Here is a 15,522-nt window from a genome sequence, read left to right as displayed (position 1 = left end):
ATATACCTCACTTCAATACAATAGGAACGGAGCTAGTAGCTGCTCCTACTGCGCTGGTCCCCCCCCCAGATGTGAGCATTTTAAACGCGATCACTCCAACTATGATAATTACAATGATAGGCAGCAGGGTTTTTGCATGTTCTCCGAGAGGGTTTGCCATTCTGCGGCGTTGCTTCTCTTTTTCTATCTGTACTATTGCTTCGGTGAGCTTTGGGTTCTGTTCGTCCAGATAGTTGATTATGTCAGTAGGACGGAGGACCGTAGGGCCTAATAGCACCCCCTGGCGAGAGAAGAGGGCCGTAATGTCTGAATAGTCCTCTTTGGAGAGGGTAAAGCCGCCCCTGTCTGTGTATACGTCCATTGTTTCGCCATTATCGACAACTATGCTCATGATTTGCCCCCTTGTTTCATTGCGTCAAATTCTGCCTGAGAAATGGGTTTAGCTGAAAGGATGGCCTGCAATTTGTCGTATCGATCAACACCGATCTGTTTAAGCAGTCTGAGAGCTGGAAGGACTTTAGGACGGAGGGCCTTAGAGTACGGAGCATAGACGATTATACCGGGAATCTTCGCGCAGTTTACCACGTCCTCACGGCCAAACTCAAATATCCCGTCTTTTGTAACATACGCCGTGCTCTGGAGTTCTGCAGGGACCGGGGCAAATTTCCCGTCACCGTACACGGTCCAGCAGATACGCCGGGCTTTTATGAGGGTGAAAACGTGCGGGAACCTCATGTATATGACAAAATAACCGAGGGTAGCCACAGCAGACCAAATAAAGAGGACTGCAAACATTCCGGCATCGCTCATTAAACACACCTCTTATGTTCTGTTATTAGGCAATATACGCCCAAAAAATAGAAGGGGTCAAACATTGACTGCCTCCTTTTTGCTTTTAATAAAACCATATTTTTTTAGGCGTAGATAAACAAAATCTACAGCTAAACCCAACCATGCAAGAGTACCTAACAAAACTATGGTTTTGTTTTGCATCATTGCACCTATTTCGACAAACCCCCCAATAGAGAGCAGTGAAAGCACAAGTAATGCCCAATCTATGGATATTAATGGTATTTTATCGGTCATTGGCAACACCTCCTTTTCTTGCTTTGTTGCTAGGGTCATTCTTTACCGCCTCCCAGGAGGCCACCGAGCAGGCCGCCGCTTTGCCTGGAGGCATCAGCATAAGTTATGTGTTTGTGGACCTGTGAAAGCTGTTTTACAGAGAAACCATTAATAGAGAGGGATAAGGCAGCTTCCAGGTATGACCTGGACGTTACATATTCAGCTCTTGAGGATCTCGGTAATTCATACCGTTTTTGCCCGTTGATCTGTTCGATGTGGGCTATTTCCTGGTCGTCCAGCAGGTCGAGTGCCTGATTAGGTGTTAAATTAGCCCTCTGCATGATCCCGGAGAAGTAAGGAAAATGCCGCTTTTGTTCGTTTTTGTCTATGTCGTCAGTGTTTGCGATTATATCGGCTAAACTCTTCTGATAACCTCCACCGAGGGCAAGAGGATTACCGGGCATAGATCCGGCTGATTCCTGATAGATAAGAGGGTTGTATAGTTTGGGGTCCAGTGTGCCGCTCATTGTTCTTCACTTCCTGGCTTCTTTTTGAAGTATGAGAACAGGACCGCGATACCTAACACAAAGGACAGAGTAGCAAAAAGCCGACAGACTCCGGCAAAGGTAGGCGAAGCATACGTATAGAGTTCTCCTGAATCGAGTATTTTCTCTATGGCGAAGGATGCAAGGGCTGTGAGATAGAAGAGGATCGTAGATAGTAGAGAGGTTATGATCTTTACGCCTCTGTCCTGGGTCACAAAGAAACCGAAAAAGGAGACGGAGGAAAGGAGAAAAATAAAAGAAAAGAGGGTTTGCTCCATTAGTTGCGCCCTCCTCCTGCCAGGAGCATTACAACTCCTAGGATGGTCACTGCACCAAGCACCCAGGGGTACATACTGACAAGGTTCATAGCGCCCCATCCTGAGGTCTTGACGTTCTCATAAGCGTCCTGTGCAGCTGTATCATTGACGGCTTCCATTGCTACGTCTGACTGTGCGCTAAATTGTGCGAACAGCATAACACCGATGATGATCGTAAGCAGGGAGGCGACCAGGACACCCACTATAGAGGCGTTACCTGTTCCGTCTCCATACATACCGTTAGTGTGCTGAGAAAGACGGTCAGCGAAAAGCAAGCAGAGACCAATTACAAAAAGCACAAGTAGCTTAAAAGGATTAATTGCCGCGTTTGCGATTGCTTTTAATTCCATAAAATCACTTCCTGATATTAGAAAATCAATATTTATGGAATAAATATATAGTGACGACATAAAGCTATAGAAATATATCTAAGTACACTATAGTATGATTTGTATAACTATATAGCGTGATAAAATGGCAGAGATAAAAGATTTACATGTTATGAGAATCCGAAGGCATGGGGCTTCTAAAGCCCTTACTTTGCCGCAAGAATGGGGACAGATTGACGAACGTGTTTTAATTGAAGTTGTGGACAGCCAGACGTTACGGATTGTTAGGGGTGGGATAAATGTCTAGAACCTATATTGATACTTCCAACCGCCAAACTGCAAACCATGCGGACCTTATACAGCAGGTTAATGAGTGGATCTGTGTATGTGAGATGCAGGGAAACCGGGGGGGGATTGAGAGACTAGTAAACAGGATGGATATTTTATTAGATCCGTTCAAAGATGAGATTTTTAAAAATGATCTGGAGAAACTAAATAGTATACAGTTACCAGAAACAGAGACCAGGGAGCAGGAGAAAAACGCGGCTGTAATATTGGCAGCTTACAGGACCGACCAGACTCATAGAGCACTTATGAACCTGGCATATAGAATAAAATTTTTGCCTGCATCTGCAAACCGCCCGGCAGGATCTGGAGAGCTGCTATAATGGCTACAACTTATGACGCAGTTGCCGGGATGATCCGGCACAGGCTGAGAGAGCAGAATAAAAACTATATTTGTTTTGTAGTCGGAGAAACTGGAAGCGGAAAGTCCAGGCTGTGTACATCGATGGCCGAAAAGGTAGACCCTACTTTTACGGCTGATAATTGCAGGGTTGCGTTTAAGGCTGTGGATTTTATGCGCATGGTGAAGAGTTCCAAGAAATACCAGGCCATTGTTTTTGAAGAGGCCGGAGTTGGTATTTCTGTTAGGGAGTGGCAGAGTAAAATAAATAAGATCATGGGGGCTGTGGGCCAGATCTTCAGGGAACTAAACCTATGCGTATTTTTTAACGTGCCTTCTATGGCCTTTGTGGACAAGCAGGTAAAGATTGTTTCTCATGCGATCATACACACACAATCTATAGACTACAAACAGAATTTAACGAGGTCTAGATACTGGGTAGTACATCATGATCCTGTGAGAGATACTACAAACCTGGAGTACCTGGAGCTTGCAGGGAATGGTGAGAGATGGGTAATAGATAACATCTATACTCCTCTGCCTTCGCCTGAACTGGATGCAGTATATGCAAAGATGAAGAGAGAGTTTAACCAGAATTATTATGATAAGGCTTTGGAAGAGCTGGAGAGAATAGAGCAGGGAATAAGCGATAATAAGAAGAGGATCTTAGTACTTGAGAACAAAGAGCAAGTACTCTCTAAGGTGTTACCCATTGCTAAGCAGGAGTATACTTGGGAAGAGCTGGAGAGTATTTGCGGAGTGTCTGCGAGACAGATGCAACGATGGGTACAACACGACAAGACGACAGCACTATAATAGATAATAGTAATAACTAGAGAGTAATTCTCTAGATACGCTTTTCCGTTTTTTGATTTGGCTAGTCATGTCGCAAACATGGCGGTTTTTCCGGCAAGTATGGCAACCGATACCGACAAAGCACCGACATCGATAGATAGCCACACACGAATTTTTCAAAAAAAGGAGAACTTTTTGTCCTGGAACCTTGCAGATCCGAGCCTATGCAGAGGGTCGAGCCGGAGGATCTGCAGGGGAGAAAGACAGATCTTTCCGATTAGTCGGCTTGCCCGGAAGATTTTTTCCACGCTGGCAGGAGAGCAGAGTTAAATCGAGATAGGATATAAAGAAAAAGGAGTTTTTTGAAAAGCTATTGGAAGCTTTTCCTTTACTTAGGATTTTAGATCGGACAAAAACATAGCCACTATAGCACCAATACCCACAAAAAAAGCACCTGTAATTGGCATAAATAAAAAGAATGAAAAAAATAAACCAATTACAACAAATATAAAAGGTATATAATCTAAAACTCTGTTCATTTTATTGTTAATTCCTGATCTTAATCTGATTTTAATTCACCCTATATATACAGTGCAAGAGAGGAAACACATTACCCCTAAAATAAACATTATTAACAAATATATTGGGGAAAACCACATAAAATTAAACGTGGCTGAATATGTTATACAAGTTGCGTAACCTAATAGTGCCCCTGCTATAAATCCATATGAAGGCCAACCATCATGTACCCATTGATGAATACCTTTTTCCTTCAATATATTAAATAAAATCAATATTACAAGGTCGAGTAATAGCAAAATCATCAATGACATTTCCTTACTTCCTCCATTCAAGGTAGACCAGGTAACACGCAAACCAAGTAAAACAAATAAACATTCCCGAAAGCACACCTATACACCACCAAAACATACTGGACATTTTATTTCTCCCTTGTAAGACATAGTATTCCTCCTGTTAAGCAAAATTAAAAATAGAAGCCTGCCCTCCAGGAGTAGCATACCTCTTGAACTTGTCAAAATTGCCTTTGTAGATGATCCCGTAATAATGACCTATAGAACCATAACCACCGCCTAAGAAGGGAACAGCAATCATTAATTTTTGTATATCCTTCTCCTGGACATTCCAGACACCTACATACTGACATTCCCTTATATATCCGGGGACCTCTGGATCATCACATAAGTACATCTTAAGCCTGTGCTGATAATCCGGACTAAAATCAGGCATCTATAGAACCTCTTGGAGTCGTATAATTAAACCATTCGCCTTTAAAATGAGTGAAATATTCTTCTTGTGTAACATCTAAAACTATTCGTGTATTATTTTCATAGAGAACAAAATAATAAGAATATCCTATAAGAGTAGGTTCTATTTGCTTGTCGATAATTGTGCTGTTGTGGGCCTCTATAGGAATGTTTCCCATGTCCTCAAGAATAACAGCTCCAATTCCTACAACTGTAAGAAATGCAAGAATAAATGCAAAAACAGGAGGAGGGCAGGCATCATGTAGTGTAATACTATCACTTCCTTTATTTGGCGTTCTCTTCGTGTTGTGTAACTTCTCTACCTGTCGATTTCCCATGATTAGGAGTTCAGGCAGTGGCCCGATTATATTCCGATATATCAATAGACCAATACAATTGTTTTTTATTAGCCCATCTTCTTAATGCTTGAATCCTCGAAGTGGGCTTTTTATCAATGTCAAACATAACAAAGGCATTGCACCAGAGCTTTTTTAGTTCTCTGCACCTGTAAACCCCTGTATTATAATCCTGATCCGAATCTACATAGACATAAAAATGAACAATATCCTTTAGTTTTGTTTTTGTAAATCCGGCATCCTTCAAAAGCTGTACTTTTTCTTTAATGATTTTTTCATCCTTTACATGATCCCAAGCAAAAAAAATCGATTTCCAAGTTTTCATATTCAGCAATTGTTTAGCTGTTTCGATATCAAGAAGCCGTGCATCTAACCCCTGGTTAAAACATACTTCAAGGTTATGTTCAATACACCAATTAGTGATTGCAAAAAACCATTCCCGGTCCGCAAGAATGTTATTATCTAAAAACATAATCTTTGTAAATTCGGAGTTATACCATTTTTCAGGATGAAGAGCACGCACAAAACCCCCCTCTTTTTCGGGAACAACACAGAAATAACATTTGCGTATGCATCCTCTACTAGAAAAACCTAAACTATAATCAATATCGGGATATAGAGTATAGTCGGGAATATGGTACTCAATTTCATCCGGCAACTTAGAAGCAAGATCATATCCCGGTCCACCTATTATAATCTCTGCACCTGGATACCAAAAACGAAGACCATCTACAAGGTGCTTATTCTTCTTGAATATCACAGATGCATAGACAAGATCAGGGTCCGCAACATCAAAGCCTACTGTATGCCCATGCGCTTTATAGTATGCGCTAATCTTCATTAGTGCAAGGTTTGGCATCTTTGAATCTACATCTACAAGCTGTACTCTCATGATCCTTCCTTTATTTGGCGGTTTATTCTTGTTGTGTAACTGCTCTTGTGTCTTATTTCCCATGATTAGGAGTTTTACCATGGTTCAAGACGTACATTAATAATTCCAACATCCAGTTCTTTACCTATAAGATCGGCATCAGCTCTATACCCAAATGCACCTTTAGAATCATATCTTTCAATAACAACACCTTTTACTCTAGCGGGTATGTGATCAGTAATTTCTGTCACTTTGATCTTGAAACGTCCCCACATTGAAGTCAATGCATAGAGTATCATTCCTACTTTGATGTCCTTTTTTCTCAATGTTCGGCACTTCCTTTACTTGTTGTCTTCTGTTGCCGGATGCACCTGATCACCTACAAAATCTATTTTCATTGAGAGAGGAGTTGTAAAGCCTTTAGACATTTTTTCCATTGATAGTACCTTTCCTACAAAACGAAAATGCTCTTTTTTTCCTACGTCTTGTGGCTCATCTACATCTATTAGGATCCACATTTTACCCACTTCCTTTACTTGTCGACTCATGCAAATTCAGGGAACTTTTTTAGTACTTCTTTCTTTGCAATTTCGTGTGCTGCATTAAATGCTTCTTCATCATCGTAAGCACATTGCAAATTATATATCCATTCATTTCCCCATAATTCCAGCCATCTACGATAACTGCACAGTAATTCTTTTCTGGATTTGACTGGCGGGATCTCTTCGCCAGGTTTTGCATCACACATTAGTCTATATGCTAAGTCGTCAAGTGATACTCGATATTCAATTCTCATAGAGAATCGTTTTTCTCCATCACGTGAATTAGTAATGTTTAACACGTTATCACTTCCTTTACTTGGCGTAGCCGGAAACCCTCCGGCTTGGGGTATTCGTTCCACTATTCGAGCTATGCGAGCTGACATAAATTATTGATAATTTGCAGATCCCGGGAAACTTCCCGCTTCCTGGGAGGATCTACGCCCACCCCCCAGGCTTGAACATAGGGATTATGCCTGGGTGCAGATCCTTCATAGAATACACCTAGGAAGCGATACCAACCCAGACCCCTAAACCTCTTCTTAGCCTTGTTAAAAGATTGAGAGCAGGTAAAGAAACGAGTATTATAGATCCAGTATTGCATACTGGCGTTATCATCGAAAAGGTTTTTTTTCAGGTATTTTTTAAGATACGTATCCGGCTTTTCTTTTTCCCCTGCATCTTTCGGCTTGCCATGGGTCCATTGCCAGGTAGTGCCATCTGTTTTTAGGAGCTTTGTATCCACTATTTGGCCTTGGCCATACCTCTTCCACATGTCGGAGATATCATAAACCGAAATCAAAAAGCGTAAACCAAAAAACAAAATGTGAAGATGAAGGCGGCCGTTTGCCTGAAATTCATAGACGTTAAGATATTTTGGTCGGAATTTAAGCCGCCGCGTAAGGAAAGACATAAACCTATTAAAATTTTTTGAAATCTTCTTATTTGCATCCCATAGATTGTCCTGAAGCTTGGGGTCTGTAGTAAGAGTAAGGAGTACTGCGTTTTTGTATTCCTTGGGCGTGTTGTCGAAAATACCTTCTATTTTCCGGAGCTCCTCAACCTTCCTGCTGTCATCGGTGAACCTAGTTCTATATGGTAGCTTCTTACAGTCCCCATGGAAACATTTGTCTGGATCAGGAATCAGAACGATTTCGGCGTTTTCTATCCTTTTCTTATAGTCGGTAAAATGATTATCTACATGCTGAGCCACCGATCTTATATCGATGGTCCTTAAGACCAGACTAATAGAGGCCTTTCTCTCCGGTCCAGTTTTACCATAGTGATAACGATAAGCCTGCTTACCTCGATTTTTCGCGTTTTCGTTCGGTTTGTTTGAGAATTGCGATCCCTTGGTCAAGTTAAAGGCGGTTTGCCGTACCCTCACCCAGATAAAACCATCGACCTTTTTTGTGGCAAAAAGAGAAGATCCTTTTTTTGTGTTCAGGAAGTCCCAGAGACTTTTCCTATTCACATTCAGGAGCCTCGCTAAAGTCGGTAAAGGTTGCGGAAGTTCTGTAGTAAGATCCCGCATAGATCCTATCTGCTCCTGTGAAATGGCCATAAGACTACCACCGCAAAAGTCGAGATGTAAAAAAATAAAAAAAGTTTAATCCTCGGCTTTCTCGAACCTTCTGCAAGAGCTGTCCCACTCTACCAGATCGCCAGAATAGGAACAAGAGAACACATAAGAACTACGTTCTAGCGAAGATATTCCAGATAAAAGCGTATAGAAGCGGCAAAATCCGCAGATCTCCGAACACATCACAGACCACCCGCCCTGCAGAAAGTACGGAAATCTCTCATGTCCTTAAAATCAATGCATCCTGCCGGAGTAATGACCTGACCGGATTCAGAATAAGCCCGTAGTCTGTCTTTCTGGCATTTGAGGCAGTATGCACGATCCCATATACAGAGAGTGCAGGAAAGAAGAGAAGCAGGCATTCAGACCACCTCATGAAGCTCTATAATCTCATTACCTATTGCACTCCATACAACTGAACCCGAAAATTTGAACTCAAAGGGTGCTACTTTACGGACATTCTTAAGAATCCACCCATACGTTTTACCCTCTTGATAGCACCAGCCTGGATTCCAGTGTTGATGCTTTGTTGATAGAAATTCGTGTTTAGAAAAAGATGTGCAACCAGATAGAGAAGCAACTGCCAATATCTTCCCGTGTGGAAGTGGACGCTTCGGAAGATCTCGCCAGTTAATCCCTAAATCCTTGTAGAGGACATTATAGACATAAGTATCCTCGTCCACTGATTCCTTTGTCCTGCTGGCATAGATTGCAATATCCTCTCTTATGCGAGTATGACGACTCCGTATCTCAATAGACTTAAGCCCCTCTGCAATCAGAGAAGCCCAGGGCTGACGAACTGCAAGAACTCGCATTCAGACCGCCCCCCATGCGCTTAAGGACCTCCCATACTTTGGCCTGGGAACTTCCCAGGGACGTAAGAGAAGGGACCGCTTTTCCCCATAATCTGAAAGAAGCTGCTTAGTGGCGGCCAGCTCCAAACTATCATCTTTGGCCTTCTTAGAATAAGACTCAATATTAGCATTGAGAACTATTGTTTTTAGGTCCAGTTCCTGAATAGCATCTATAATATCAGGATGACAGCCTGGGAAATGACATTTTTCAAGCCTTTCCCGTTCAGACTGTAAAACAGAAAGCTCTTTTTCTGCTATCCGTATTTGCTTAGCAGATTCACACATAGACCTTGTAAGTAGTTCCTGCTTCTCGAAAAGTCCCAAGATGGCCTTGTCTAACTCCGCCCGAGTCTCCGGCTCCTTCCTGCGTAGACTCATAAAATCCCCCCTAGAGATTTTTGAGCTTCCCAGGGAACATCTAGAGTACTCCCTTCCCATAGTGGACAACAAGACGCAGCACAGCGAACACACCCATACCAACCACACAAAAAAGGAGCATTCCTTCCCGTAGGATCTTGTACTAGTATGAGATACAATTCATCGGACACGGACTCAATAGGAATAGAAGATCCCTTAGTACAATTAGCACAGCACTTGTAAGGACTCATAAGAACCCCTCCGCGTCATCGAGAGGGCATTTATCCCAAATTAGGCCAGAAGTGATGACCTGTATAGGTGGTTCTAAATCCAGTTTCCAACATCTAAGATAAGCCTTAGAAAAGAGAGGGCAATCCATGCAGGTATCAACCACTATTATTTTACGTCTTGTCATATCCTCACCCCCTGCGGAAGATCCGCGAATCGTACACATTCCGGACACCTGCCGGAGAGATCCAGGAGACTAGAAGCAAAGAGGCGATAGCAGGAAGAGCAGCATAAGACATGCTCCGCTAGAGAGTGCTCCATTTGCTGCATGTTATACCTCCTTTGGACACTTTAAAAGACAACTTGGAACTCTACCGCGAGGGTAGCCAGGAGCTACAGACAGGCCACAATACCAGGACCTTTTACCACATTTAGGAGTGTTCCGTCTATGCTCTACAAGATCCGGACACTTTGCTTTTTGGCATTTTGCGGAAGAAGGACGAACACCACGAAGAAGACCGGGCATTATTCCACCTCCCTGCTAATATCCTCAATGTATTTGGCGAAAGCCTCCGGTCCCATTTCCTGCTCTGTCTGCTTGCAGTTTAGACAGAGACCAAATACTACATCCCAGGAACTACGACCACAGCACATACAAGACTCCTGAAGCGTAAGAGGAGGCTGGTAGAACCTACCTAGACCACGCTTTAGAAGATCCTGCAAGGACAAACACGGCCATTTCCTGACCTTCCTTGCCCTAAACATTGTCCAGCAAGCGGGGCAAGATTTACCATCTGCCTGATATTGCCTGTTGTTGCCAGGAATGACGCCCACTAAGCGAGACATTACGCCACCCCCTGAGCTTCCAGCAGTAAGCCGAAATCCTGTACCGCCTGCATTGCTGTTAATTCCCGCGATTCTACGTATCTGATGGCTTTGCGGATTGTGTCCTGGCTGCCACCGTACATTTTTTGAGTCATCCTGACAGATCCGGCTTTTTGGAAATTAGCATATATACGCAACAATTTACCGGGCCGTGTGCGTTGATTATTTCTCCAAGGCCTGCCGGACTCGCGCCGGAACGCCTGCCATCTGGCTTGTTCTTCCGGAGTCATGCTACACCTCCGCGCAGGTTTTTAGCTAGCTGTTTATTATCCCTGTGCAGATATTGAGCATTCCTGCATTTTGCAGATCTGGCATTGTGGGCCTGTAACCTATCATACTGCTCTTGAGTGAGTTTTAGCACCATTCAGACCACCCCCACAAGTACAGGCACAGCCCCTGCACCCGGAAGAGTTGCAGAATCAAAAGCACAGTTTAGATGCTTGTTCCTGGGAGTTGGCCGTGATACTGTGCGGCCCTGATTAGTTAAGTATCGGCCATTCTGGAAACCTATTACAATTTCCTCCGGACCTACAACGAGCCAGGACATTTATTGTCCCTCCTGGCGGGTGTGGCCTTTGTACCATGCTGCACTAAACAGGCCAAAGAACACAAAGCCGATCAGAACCACCAGGACTAAAGCGACCAATTCTAAAAGGCTTAGATTGCCCTGACTTAAACCATAAATAGCCACACCGGAAGCAGAAAGGGAAGAAATCACACCTATTCCAAGTTCTGCCAGTACGCGAGGGCTATAATCTAAGGGTTTTTTCTTAGAAGATGAGACAGGACTAGCAGCAGATCCTACCCGGACAGGTTCAGGGAATTGAACAGAACCTAATAAACTCATGCCTTCACCCCCTTTGCAGTTAGTGGGTTGGCAGGATCGTACTCTAACCATTTTGCAATAGTTACGCCGTTCCTCTCCATGAGGACAAACTCAGAGGCCATGCAGCCGGGTACTGGCACCTGATCCCCGTCTTTAACTACCATTTCCCTAAAAGTAAGAGACATTACTCATCACCTCCTGTAAGTTTAAGGAGAAGAGGGACGATGAGAGCAGGACCAAGCACCGGAAATAGTGAGAAAAAAGCCAGGACCATAAGCACGGCAGTTGTAAAGCTTCTCAGGATGGCCATTAAATCCACCCCTTGAACTTACCGATAAGAATCCCGCCTGCGATTACACAGCACAGCAGTTCACATGCAATCCATGTGATAAAGATCTTCTTTCCTACATCTATACAAACTGACTCTGTAGAAACAGAGCCTTCGCTATTCGAGTGTTGTTTCATTTCATTGCGACCTTATACATTGCTCCGAGTCTGGTAAACTCAGGCAAGTACTAGGTTGATTAGCTAACTATATAAATGTGAGGTATATAGAAAAAGTTCGCAATGGTTGAAACATATTTTATTTTACTTTTCTTTGGTTCCTCCGTTTTTTACATCTGCAACAAATAATGGATTCACTCGAAGTAAAAATGTAGTAATTAAAAGTTTTTACTTTTACCCATTTGTGACAACCGAGTCTGCATAAGAAATGAATAATAACACCCACAAAAACAGATTGATTTTTTGTTTATATATCCTCGCCACATGTTTTTTGAAAATACACGGATAAAGACAGAAAAAGAAGTGCAAAAAAGATAAATAGACTAAAGAGAATATATAAATTGCCTCTGTAGGCCCCAACTGGTAATTGGGTATTACAGGAGGTTAGTTTTCTATTGCGACCGCTAACCTCTAAAGTCTTATAATGAGGCGATATGCAACGGGAGAGGGTTTAAAGCACCTCATAAGGAGGATAAGTCTTTAAATCCCGACCGGAGCACTTTTCCTCTTTTTAAAGCAAAATTATAAGGATATATAGATAGTATTGTAGCTTTCTACTCTATACACTCCTCTATAATCTAAACACAGATACTATATAGGTCTAAAAAACCTTGAAATGCCTGGTGGTAAGAGTGATTGATGCATTCCTTCAAGATTGCAAGATTAGAGGTCGGACAAAACGAAGTTTAGAGTCTTACAAGAGTGTAGTAAAAGAGTTTTTGTACCACTATCCACAGCCTGAAAAAGTGGATAAGAGAGATCTTCGGGATTACCTTGAACACCTGCAGGGCAGAGATCTGCACATAGCCACCCTGAAAACCTACTTCTCAGCTCTCTCAGCTTTCTATGATTTCCTTATCTATGAAGAGAAGGCGCAAGTCAATCCAATACTCCCTTTTAGACAAAGGTACTTAGATCAGCCCACTAAACACGACTACAGGCAGATACCTGAACTTAAGGACGTGCGGGATCTCCTTGCAGGCATGGATCAGATCAACCATATAGCTCCTATAGTTACCCTGGCCAAGACGGGCGCGAGATTTGGCGAATATTTCAGGATGGAGCCTGAACACATAGACTTCAAGCGTGAAACTATTACCTTACCTGAAGCTGCAAAACGGAATAATAGAGTAATTCCTATGGATTCTGAACTTCAGGCAGTCCTGGAAGTTTATCTCGAGTGGAGAAGAGGACACAGACGCACTAATTATCTATGGGTTTCAGAGGTTGGAGGCCATATACATAAGGATTGGACCAATGAGATAATAGCTTATTATGCTGGACCGCTGGATCTCCATGAGCCGGGAGGACCACTTGAGAAAAGGCTTACATGTCATTGTTTCAGAGGCTTTTTCACTACAGAACTAAGAAAGGCAGGTATAAGGGATGAATACTTACAAAAGCTCAGAGGAGATTCCCTCAAAAAGGAAACATGGAAAGAGCATTACCTGTCTAAAGGCTACATGGGATTTGATAATATCCGGGAAGAATATCTCAGATGTATGCCTGAATTGTTATGATAAAGGAATTATTCCCTTTTTATGGATTATTCGTCTTATTATCTGTAGTCTGGTTTTCTCTGGTAAACTTTTATAGTAATGTGGTCTTCTAATAAGTCCAATAACACATAACTCAATACTTGGGATCATTAATGGAATCACTAAATATCTACACGTTTGGACAGAATCTTTCTGTTATTACTATAGATGGTATCCATGAAACGACCCATTTCAGAAAAAGAATAATTGGCCGATTTGGTGAAGAGTTTATCACAGAAGTTTATAGAATTATATTCGATTGTACACCAGTCGGGATATTGCAACAAGATGAGCAAAAGTTTAAAGTCTTATATTCATATAATGAAGACTACGATCTTATTATAATCTTTAGTGTAAAGGAATTGAAACCAATAAAATATTCATTGGTAACATGTTTTAAAGAAGCATCAAAGAAGAGGGTGAGAGTAGATGAATGAAGCCCGGATTAAAAGGAAAGGCGATGTTGCTGATTATGATCTACAAAATGATAGCTTCTTTACTTACACAAAGGAAATGAAGTACAAGTCATCTCTAGATATAGATGGAATTGTGCTCGATATTGCTGAAGATAATTCTATAATGGGTATAGAGATCCTAGATTTTTCGAATAGATTTGGCATCAGCAAATACGATGCTCAGCATTATAAATCACTAGCTGTAGAGGTAACAATAACTGAGCAAGCAATTGTTGTAGAGATTACCTTGAGTGTCTTAAAAAGAAATGCTGAAGTTTCGCATATCACTGAAGCATCTGCAATTAACTCTATGAACTTACCCGTTGGTTCTGAATCCCTGGCTGTTACTGCATAAGTGACAGTCTACGACAATTTTTAGATGTTTTGTAGAAACTATCATCGTTGAAGATCCCCCTTTTCATATCTCTCTGTGATTTCCCGGCTCTGTAGAAATGCTACTTTTGCTTTTATTTTGACCTATTAATTTAAAAAGGATAAATCCCCTGAGTATTACTTTCCACTGAAACACAAAGGGTATGACTATGTTTTGTCTAATAAGTACTTAAAGTTTGTTGATACAGCTTTAGCTGTATCAGGAAAATCTCACCTTTCGATTTATAGTTGCAAATATTCTAAAAGGAAATATACACAACACCAGCTATTGACCTTGATTTTGCTAAAAGAATATCTTAATGTCGATTACAGAAGTATTGTTGAACTTGTAGAATTGATGGATAAATTAAAGTTGAGAATTGGACTAAAACAAGTTCCACATTTTACAACACTTCATAAGTTCATAACTAGACTTAAGTCAGTTATTTTTAGATCGCTATTACAACAAACACTGAAACTCTTTTACTCATATAGTGAGAAAATAGATATTAATGCTATTGATTCAAGCGGGTTTACAAGTGGTCATTGTAGTTACTATTATTCATTTAGAACAGGGAAGAAACGACGATCATTCCTAAAAGTAAGTATTTCTGTAGATACTGATAAATTCATTATCACTGGTTTTACAATATCAGGCAAACCTGTACATGATACAAGATTTTGACAGGGTATTGTATCATGTTAGGAACCTGGCAGAAACGATGTTCTCTGTCATTAAAAGAAAATACGGCGAAGAAATCAAGGCCAGGAAATACTGGAATCAATTAAAAGAGGTTAAAGCCAAGTTATTAATACATAACCTTGACAGATATGTCAAGGTCAGATATATTGTTCAAATGAGCATTTCTACAGAGCCGATTAATTTTATCGTTCTATAACTGAGAATCTCAAATTAGGATTTTGATTTAAAAACCTATTCCTTTTTTCTTTGATACTGCTATTCTCTTTTTTTTTTTTGGGGGGGGCGGTAGCTATAAATAGCATAAATTTTGCTCCTCCATGGATCAAAAATCTATAGAGTATAAAGGAGTCCTCTTCGAGGACTCCATAGAAAACTATCTTTACAGAGAAACTGCCTCTATTTGCCAATTTCTTCATTTTCTCTGTATAGAAGACATTTCACAATACGTTGA

Annotated in this window: 32 protein-coding genes and 1 pseudogene; 7 read left to right on the top strand and 26 right to left on the bottom strand. The window is 41.5% G+C overall.

Annotated elements, in window-relative coordinates:
• Positions 1–7 precede the first annotated feature (7 nt).
• From ACC612_RS11435 to ACC612_RS11410, 6 genes are read right to left on the bottom strand one after another with little or no spacing between them, the layout of a single operon-like run.
• Positions 8–391 (bottom strand): hypothetical protein, encoded by a 384-nt coding sequence (locus ACC612_RS11435; RefSeq protein ID WP_371854671.1) that lies wholly within the window; start codon positions 389–391, stop codon positions 8–10.
• Positions 388–810, bottom strand: coding sequence for a hypothetical protein (locus ACC612_RS11430; protein ID WP_371854670.1), 423 nt, complete (start codon positions 808–810; stop codon positions 388–390). Before ACC612_RS11430 ends, ACC612_RS11435 begins: the two co-directional genes overlap by 4 nt.
• A 57-nt stretch (positions 811–867) precedes the next feature.
• A complete protein-coding gene (locus ACC612_RS11425; protein WP_371854669.1) occupies positions 868–1,086 on the bottom strand; it encodes a hypothetical protein in 219 nt (72 codons plus the stop codon).
• Between the two features lie 35 nt (positions 1,087–1,121).
• Positions 1,122–1,592, bottom strand: coding sequence for a hypothetical protein (locus ACC612_RS11420; RefSeq protein ID WP_371854668.1), 471 nt, complete (start codon positions 1,590–1,592; stop codon positions 1,122–1,124).
• Positions 1,589–1,888, bottom strand: coding sequence for a hypothetical protein (locus ACC612_RS11415; RefSeq protein ID WP_371854667.1), 300 nt, complete (start codon positions 1,886–1,888; stop codon positions 1,589–1,591). The genes ACC612_RS11420 and ACC612_RS11415 overlap by 4 nt, the downstream gene beginning before the upstream one ends.
• The gene (locus ACC612_RS11410) at positions 1,888–2,277 is read right to left on the bottom strand and encodes a hypothetical protein (protein WP_371854666.1); all 390 of its coding nucleotides are present in this window, start codon (positions 2,275–2,277) and stop codon (positions 1,888–1,890) included. Before ACC612_RS11410 ends, ACC612_RS11415 begins: the two co-directional genes overlap by 1 nt.
• Before the next feature lie 151 nt (positions 2,278–2,428).
• Here ACC612_RS11410 and ACC612_RS11405 point away from each other — a divergent pair, with 151 nt between their 5' ends.
• The 3 genes from ACC612_RS11405 to ACC612_RS11395 are packed head-to-tail and all read left to right on the top strand — an operon-like array spanning position 2,429 to position 3,757.
• Positions 2,429–2,563 (top strand): hypothetical protein, encoded by a 135-nt coding sequence (locus ACC612_RS11405; protein WP_371854665.1) that lies wholly within the window; start codon positions 2,429–2,431, stop codon positions 2,561–2,563.
• Positions 2,556–2,924, top strand: coding sequence for a hypothetical protein (locus tag ACC612_RS11400; protein WP_371854664.1), 369 nt, complete (start codon positions 2,556–2,558; stop codon positions 2,922–2,924). The genes ACC612_RS11405 and ACC612_RS11400 overlap by 8 nt, the downstream gene beginning before the upstream one ends.
• Positions 2,924–3,757: a hypothetical protein gene (locus ACC612_RS11395; RefSeq protein WP_371854663.1), complete on the top strand. Its 834-nt coding sequence runs from the start codon at positions 2,924–2,926 to the stop codon at positions 3,755–3,757. The genes ACC612_RS11400 and ACC612_RS11395 overlap by 1 nt, the downstream gene beginning before the upstream one ends.
• 954 nt (positions 3,758–4,711) lie before the next feature.
• On the opposite strand, the gene ACC612_RS11390 is transcribed toward ACC612_RS11395, so the two are convergent.
• The 20 genes from ACC612_RS11390 to ACC612_RS11295 form a co-directional block, all read right to left on the bottom strand.
• Positions 4,712–4,984, bottom strand: a complete 273-nt coding sequence (locus ACC612_RS11390) for a hypothetical protein (protein ID WP_371854662.1) — start codon at positions 4,982–4,984, stop codon at positions 4,712–4,714.
• On the bottom strand, positions 4,977–5,339 hold the full coding sequence (locus ACC612_RS11385) for a hypothetical protein (protein ID WP_371854661.1): 363 nt from the start codon (positions 5,337–5,339) through the stop codon (positions 4,977–4,979). The genes ACC612_RS11390 and ACC612_RS11385 overlap by 8 nt, the downstream gene beginning before the upstream one ends.
• A 10-nt stretch (positions 5,340–5,349) precedes the next feature.
• Positions 5,350–6,330, bottom strand: a complete 981-nt coding sequence (locus ACC612_RS11380; protein WP_371854660.1) for a hypothetical protein — start codon at positions 6,328–6,330, stop codon at positions 5,350–5,352.
• On the bottom strand, positions 6,324–6,554 hold the full coding sequence (locus tag ACC612_RS11375) for a hypothetical protein (protein ID WP_371854659.1): 231 nt from the start codon (positions 6,552–6,554) through the stop codon (positions 6,324–6,326). The genes ACC612_RS11380 and ACC612_RS11375 overlap by 7 nt, the downstream gene beginning before the upstream one ends.
• A gap of 15 nt (positions 6,555–6,569) precedes the next feature.
• Positions 6,570–6,746, bottom strand: coding sequence for a hypothetical protein (locus ACC612_RS11370; protein WP_371854658.1), 177 nt, complete (start codon positions 6,744–6,746; stop codon positions 6,570–6,572).
• Positions 6,747–6,772: 26 nt separating this feature from the next.
• Positions 6,773–7,153 (bottom strand): hypothetical protein, encoded by a 381-nt coding sequence (locus ACC612_RS11365; RefSeq protein ID WP_371854657.1) that lies wholly within the window; start codon positions 7,151–7,153, stop codon positions 6,773–6,775.
• On the bottom strand, positions 7,138–8,331 hold the full coding sequence (locus ACC612_RS11360; protein WP_371854656.1) for a hypothetical protein: 1,194 nt from the start codon (positions 8,329–8,331) through the stop codon (positions 7,138–7,140). Before ACC612_RS11360 ends, ACC612_RS11365 begins: the two co-directional genes overlap by 16 nt.
• 45 nt (positions 8,332–8,376) lie before the next feature.
• A complete protein-coding gene (locus ACC612_RS11355) occupies positions 8,377–8,532 on the bottom strand; it encodes a hypothetical protein (protein WP_371854655.1) in 156 nt (51 codons plus the stop codon).
• Complete coding sequence (locus tag ACC612_RS11350) at positions 8,532–8,711, bottom strand: hypothetical protein (protein ID WP_371854654.1); 180 nt, start codon at positions 8,709–8,711, stop codon at positions 8,532–8,534. The genes ACC612_RS11355 and ACC612_RS11350 overlap by 1 nt, the downstream gene beginning before the upstream one ends.
• Positions 8,712–9,164 carry an ASCH domain-containing protein gene (locus ACC612_RS11345; protein ID WP_371854653.1) on the bottom strand — a complete coding sequence of 151 codons (453 nt, stop codon included), beginning with the start codon at positions 9,162–9,164 and terminating at the stop codon, positions 8,712–8,714. It abuts the gene before it with no gap.
• Positions 9,165–9,581: a hypothetical protein gene (locus ACC612_RS11340; RefSeq protein WP_371854652.1), complete on the bottom strand. Its 417-nt coding sequence runs from the start codon at positions 9,579–9,581 to the stop codon at positions 9,165–9,167.
• 538 nt (positions 9,582–10,119) lie between these two features.
• Positions 10,120–10,314 carry a hypothetical protein gene (locus ACC612_RS11335; RefSeq protein WP_371854651.1) on the bottom strand — a complete coding sequence of 65 codons (195 nt, stop codon included), beginning with the start codon at positions 10,312–10,314 and terminating at the stop codon, positions 10,120–10,122.
• Positions 10,314–10,634: a hypothetical protein gene (locus ACC612_RS11330; RefSeq protein WP_371854650.1), complete on the bottom strand. Its 321-nt coding sequence runs from the start codon at positions 10,632–10,634 to the stop codon at positions 10,314–10,316. Before ACC612_RS11330 ends, ACC612_RS11335 begins: the two co-directional genes overlap by 1 nt.
• Positions 10,634–10,768, bottom strand: a complete 135-nt coding sequence (locus ACC612_RS11325) for a hypothetical protein (RefSeq protein ID WP_371854649.1) — start codon at positions 10,766–10,768, stop codon at positions 10,634–10,636. Before ACC612_RS11325 ends, ACC612_RS11330 begins: the two co-directional genes overlap by 1 nt.
• A 131-nt stretch (positions 10,769–10,899) precedes the next feature.
• Entirely contained in the window at positions 10,900–11,037 is a 138-nt protein-coding gene (locus ACC612_RS11320; RefSeq protein WP_371854648.1) for a hypothetical protein, read from the bottom strand.
• Positions 11,038–11,220 (bottom strand): hypothetical protein, encoded by a 183-nt coding sequence (locus ACC612_RS11315; RefSeq protein WP_371854647.1) that lies wholly within the window; start codon positions 11,218–11,220, stop codon positions 11,038–11,040. It lies immediately after the preceding gene.
• The gene (locus ACC612_RS11310; RefSeq protein WP_371854646.1) at positions 11,221–11,520 is read right to left on the bottom strand and encodes a hypothetical protein; all 300 of its coding nucleotides are present in this window, start codon (positions 11,518–11,520) and stop codon (positions 11,221–11,223) included.
• The gene (locus tag ACC612_RS11305; RefSeq protein ID WP_371854645.1) at positions 11,517–11,684 is read right to left on the bottom strand and encodes a hypothetical protein; all 168 of its coding nucleotides are present in this window, start codon (positions 11,682–11,684) and stop codon (positions 11,517–11,519) included. Before ACC612_RS11305 ends, ACC612_RS11310 begins: the two co-directional genes overlap by 4 nt.
• Entirely contained in the window at positions 11,684–11,809 is a 126-nt protein-coding gene (locus tag ACC612_RS11300) for a hypothetical protein (RefSeq protein ID WP_371854643.1), read from the bottom strand. The genes ACC612_RS11305 and ACC612_RS11300 overlap by 1 nt, the downstream gene beginning before the upstream one ends.
• A complete protein-coding gene (locus tag ACC612_RS11295; RefSeq protein ID WP_371854641.1) occupies positions 11,809–11,964 on the bottom strand; it encodes a hypothetical protein in 156 nt (51 codons plus the stop codon). Before ACC612_RS11295 ends, ACC612_RS11300 begins: the two co-directional genes overlap by 1 nt.
• 662 nt (positions 11,965–12,626) lie before the next feature.
• Between ACC612_RS11295 and ACC612_RS11290 the strand changes: the two genes are divergently transcribed.
• The 4 genes and pseudogenes from ACC612_RS11290 (at position 12,627) to ACC612_RS11275 (ending at position 15,267) form a co-directional block, all read left to right on the top strand.
• Positions 12,627–13,523 carry a tyrosine-type recombinase/integrase gene (locus ACC612_RS11290; protein ID WP_371854639.1) on the top strand — a complete coding sequence of 299 codons (897 nt, stop codon included), beginning with the start codon at positions 12,627–12,629 and terminating at the stop codon, positions 13,521–13,523.
• Positions 13,524–13,654: 131 nt separating this feature from the next.
• Complete coding sequence (locus ACC612_RS11285) at positions 13,655–13,978, top strand: hypothetical protein (protein ID WP_371854638.1); 324 nt, start codon at positions 13,655–13,657, stop codon at positions 13,976–13,978.
• Positions 13,971–14,351, top strand: a complete 381-nt coding sequence (locus tag ACC612_RS11280; protein ID WP_371854637.1) for a DUF2283 domain-containing protein — start codon at positions 13,971–13,973, stop codon at positions 14,349–14,351. The genes ACC612_RS11285 and ACC612_RS11280 overlap by 8 nt, the downstream gene beginning before the upstream one ends.
• Before the next feature lie 192 nt (positions 14,352–14,543).
• Positions 14,544–15,267: pseudogene (locus ACC612_RS11275) on the top strand (transposase).
• The last annotated feature ends 255 nt before the right edge of the window (positions 15,268–15,522 follow it).

The organism is Methanomethylovorans sp. (assembly GCF_041447285.1).
Classification (GTDB): domain Archaea; phylum Halobacteriota; class Methanosarcinia; order Methanosarcinales; family Methanosarcinaceae; genus Methanomethylovorans.
This window is presented reverse-complemented; position numbering and strand designations above follow the sequence as displayed.

What these genes read in the sequence shown, in the direction of transcription:
- ACC612_RS11435 (WP_371854671.1), bottom strand. Translation starts at nt 391, where the DNA reads ATGAGCATAGTTGTCGATAATGGCGAAACAATGGACGTATACACAGAC.
- ACC612_RS11430 (WP_371854670.1), bottom strand. Translation starts at nt 810, where the DNA reads ATGAGCGATGCCGGAATGTTTGCAGTCCTCTTTATTTGGTCTGCTGTG.
- ACC612_RS11425 (WP_371854669.1), bottom strand. Translation starts at nt 1,086, where the DNA reads ATGACCGATAAAATACCATTAATATCCATAGATTGGGCATTACTTGTG.
- ACC612_RS11420 (WP_371854668.1), bottom strand. Translation starts at nt 1,592, where the DNA reads ATGAGCGGCACACTGGACCCCAAACTATACAACCCTCTTATCTATCAG.
- ACC612_RS11415 (WP_371854667.1), bottom strand. Translation starts at nt 1,888, where the DNA reads ATGGAGCAAACCCTCTTTTCTTTTATTTTTCTCCTTTCCTCCGTCTCC.
- ACC612_RS11410 (WP_371854666.1), bottom strand. Translation starts at nt 2,277, where the DNA reads ATGGAATTAAAAGCAATCGCAAACGCGGCAATTAATCCTTTTAAGCTA.
- ACC612_RS11405 (WP_371854665.1), top strand. Translation starts at nt 2,429, where the DNA reads ATGAGAATCCGAAGGCATGGGGCTTCTAAAGCCCTTACTTTGCCGCAA.
- ACC612_RS11400 (WP_371854664.1), top strand. Translation starts at nt 2,556, where the DNA reads ATGTCTAGAACCTATATTGATACTTCCAACCGCCAAACTGCAAACCAT.
- ACC612_RS11395 (WP_371854663.1), top strand. Translation starts at nt 2,924, where the DNA reads ATGGCTACAACTTATGACGCAGTTGCCGGGATGATCCGGCACAGGCTG.
- ACC612_RS11390 (WP_371854662.1), bottom strand. Translation starts at nt 4,984, where the DNA reads ATGCCTGATTTTAGTCCGGATTATCAGCACAGGCTTAAGATGTACTTA.
- ACC612_RS11385 (WP_371854661.1), bottom strand. Translation starts at nt 5,339, where the DNA reads ATGGGAAATCGACAGGTAGAGAAGTTACACAACACGAAGAGAACGCCA.
- ACC612_RS11380 (WP_371854660.1), bottom strand. Translation starts at nt 6,330, where the DNA reads ATGGTAAAACTCCTAATCATGGGAAATAAGACACAAGAGCAGTTACAC.
- ACC612_RS11370 (WP_371854658.1), bottom strand. Translation starts at nt 6,746, where the DNA reads ATGTGGATCCTAATAGATGTAGATGAGCCACAAGACGTAGGAAAAAAA.
- ACC612_RS11365 (WP_371854657.1), bottom strand. Translation starts at nt 7,153, where the DNA reads ATGTCAGCTCGCATAGCTCGAATAGTGGAACGAATACCCCAAGCCGGA.
- ACC612_RS11360 (WP_371854656.1), bottom strand. Translation starts at nt 8,331, where the DNA reads ATGGCCATTTCACAGGAGCAGATAGGATCTATGCGGGATCTTACTACA.
- ACC612_RS11355 (WP_371854655.1), bottom strand. Translation starts at nt 8,532, where the DNA reads ATGTGTTCGGAGATCTGCGGATTTTGCCGCTTCTATACGCTTTTATCT.
- ACC612_RS11350 (WP_371854654.1), bottom strand. Translation starts at nt 8,711, where the DNA reads ATGCCTGCTTCTCTTCTTTCCTGCACTCTCTGTATATGGGATCGTGCA.
- ACC612_RS11345 (WP_371854653.1), bottom strand. Translation starts at nt 9,164, where the DNA reads ATGCGAGTTCTTGCAGTTCGTCAGCCCTGGGCTTCTCTGATTGCAGAG.
- ACC612_RS11340 (WP_371854652.1), bottom strand. Translation starts at nt 9,581, where the DNA reads ATGAGTCTACGCAGGAAGGAGCCGGAGACTCGGGCGGAGTTAGACAAG.
- ACC612_RS11335 (WP_371854651.1), bottom strand. Translation starts at nt 10,314, where the DNA reads ATGCCCGGTCTTCTTCGTGGTGTTCGTCCTTCTTCCGCAAAATGCCAA.
- ACC612_RS11330 (WP_371854650.1), bottom strand. Translation starts at nt 10,634, where the DNA reads ATGTCTCGCTTAGTGGGCGTCATTCCTGGCAACAACAGGCAATATCAG.
- ACC612_RS11325 (WP_371854649.1), bottom strand. Translation starts at nt 10,768, where the DNA reads ATGACTCAAAAAATGTACGGTGGCAGCCAGGACACAATCCGCAAAGCC.
- ACC612_RS11320 (WP_371854648.1), bottom strand. Translation starts at nt 11,037, where the DNA reads ATGGTGCTAAAACTCACTCAAGAGCAGTATGATAGGTTACAGGCCCAC.
- ACC612_RS11315 (WP_371854647.1), bottom strand. Translation starts at nt 11,220, where the DNA reads ATGTCCTGGCTCGTTGTAGGTCCGGAGGAAATTGTAATAGGTTTCCAG.
- ACC612_RS11310 (WP_371854646.1), bottom strand. Translation starts at nt 11,520, where the DNA reads ATGAGTTTATTAGGTTCTGTTCAATTCCCTGAACCTGTCCGGGTAGGA.
- ACC612_RS11305 (WP_371854645.1), bottom strand. Translation starts at nt 11,684, where the DNA reads ATGTCTCTTACTTTTAGGGAAATGGTAGTTAAAGACGGGGATCAGGTG.
- ACC612_RS11300 (WP_371854643.1), bottom strand. Translation starts at nt 11,809, where the DNA reads ATGGCCATCCTGAGAAGCTTTACAACTGCCGTGCTTATGGTCCTGGCT.
- ACC612_RS11295 (WP_371854641.1), bottom strand. Translation starts at nt 11,964, where the DNA reads ATGAAACAACACTCGAATAGCGAAGGCTCTGTTTCTACAGAGTCAGTT.
- ACC612_RS11285 (WP_371854638.1), top strand. Translation starts at nt 13,655, where the DNA reads ATGGAATCACTAAATATCTACACGTTTGGACAGAATCTTTCTGTTATT.
- ACC612_RS11280 (WP_371854637.1), top strand. Translation starts at nt 13,971, where the DNA reads ATGAATGAAGCCCGGATTAAAAGGAAAGGCGATGTTGCTGATTATGAT.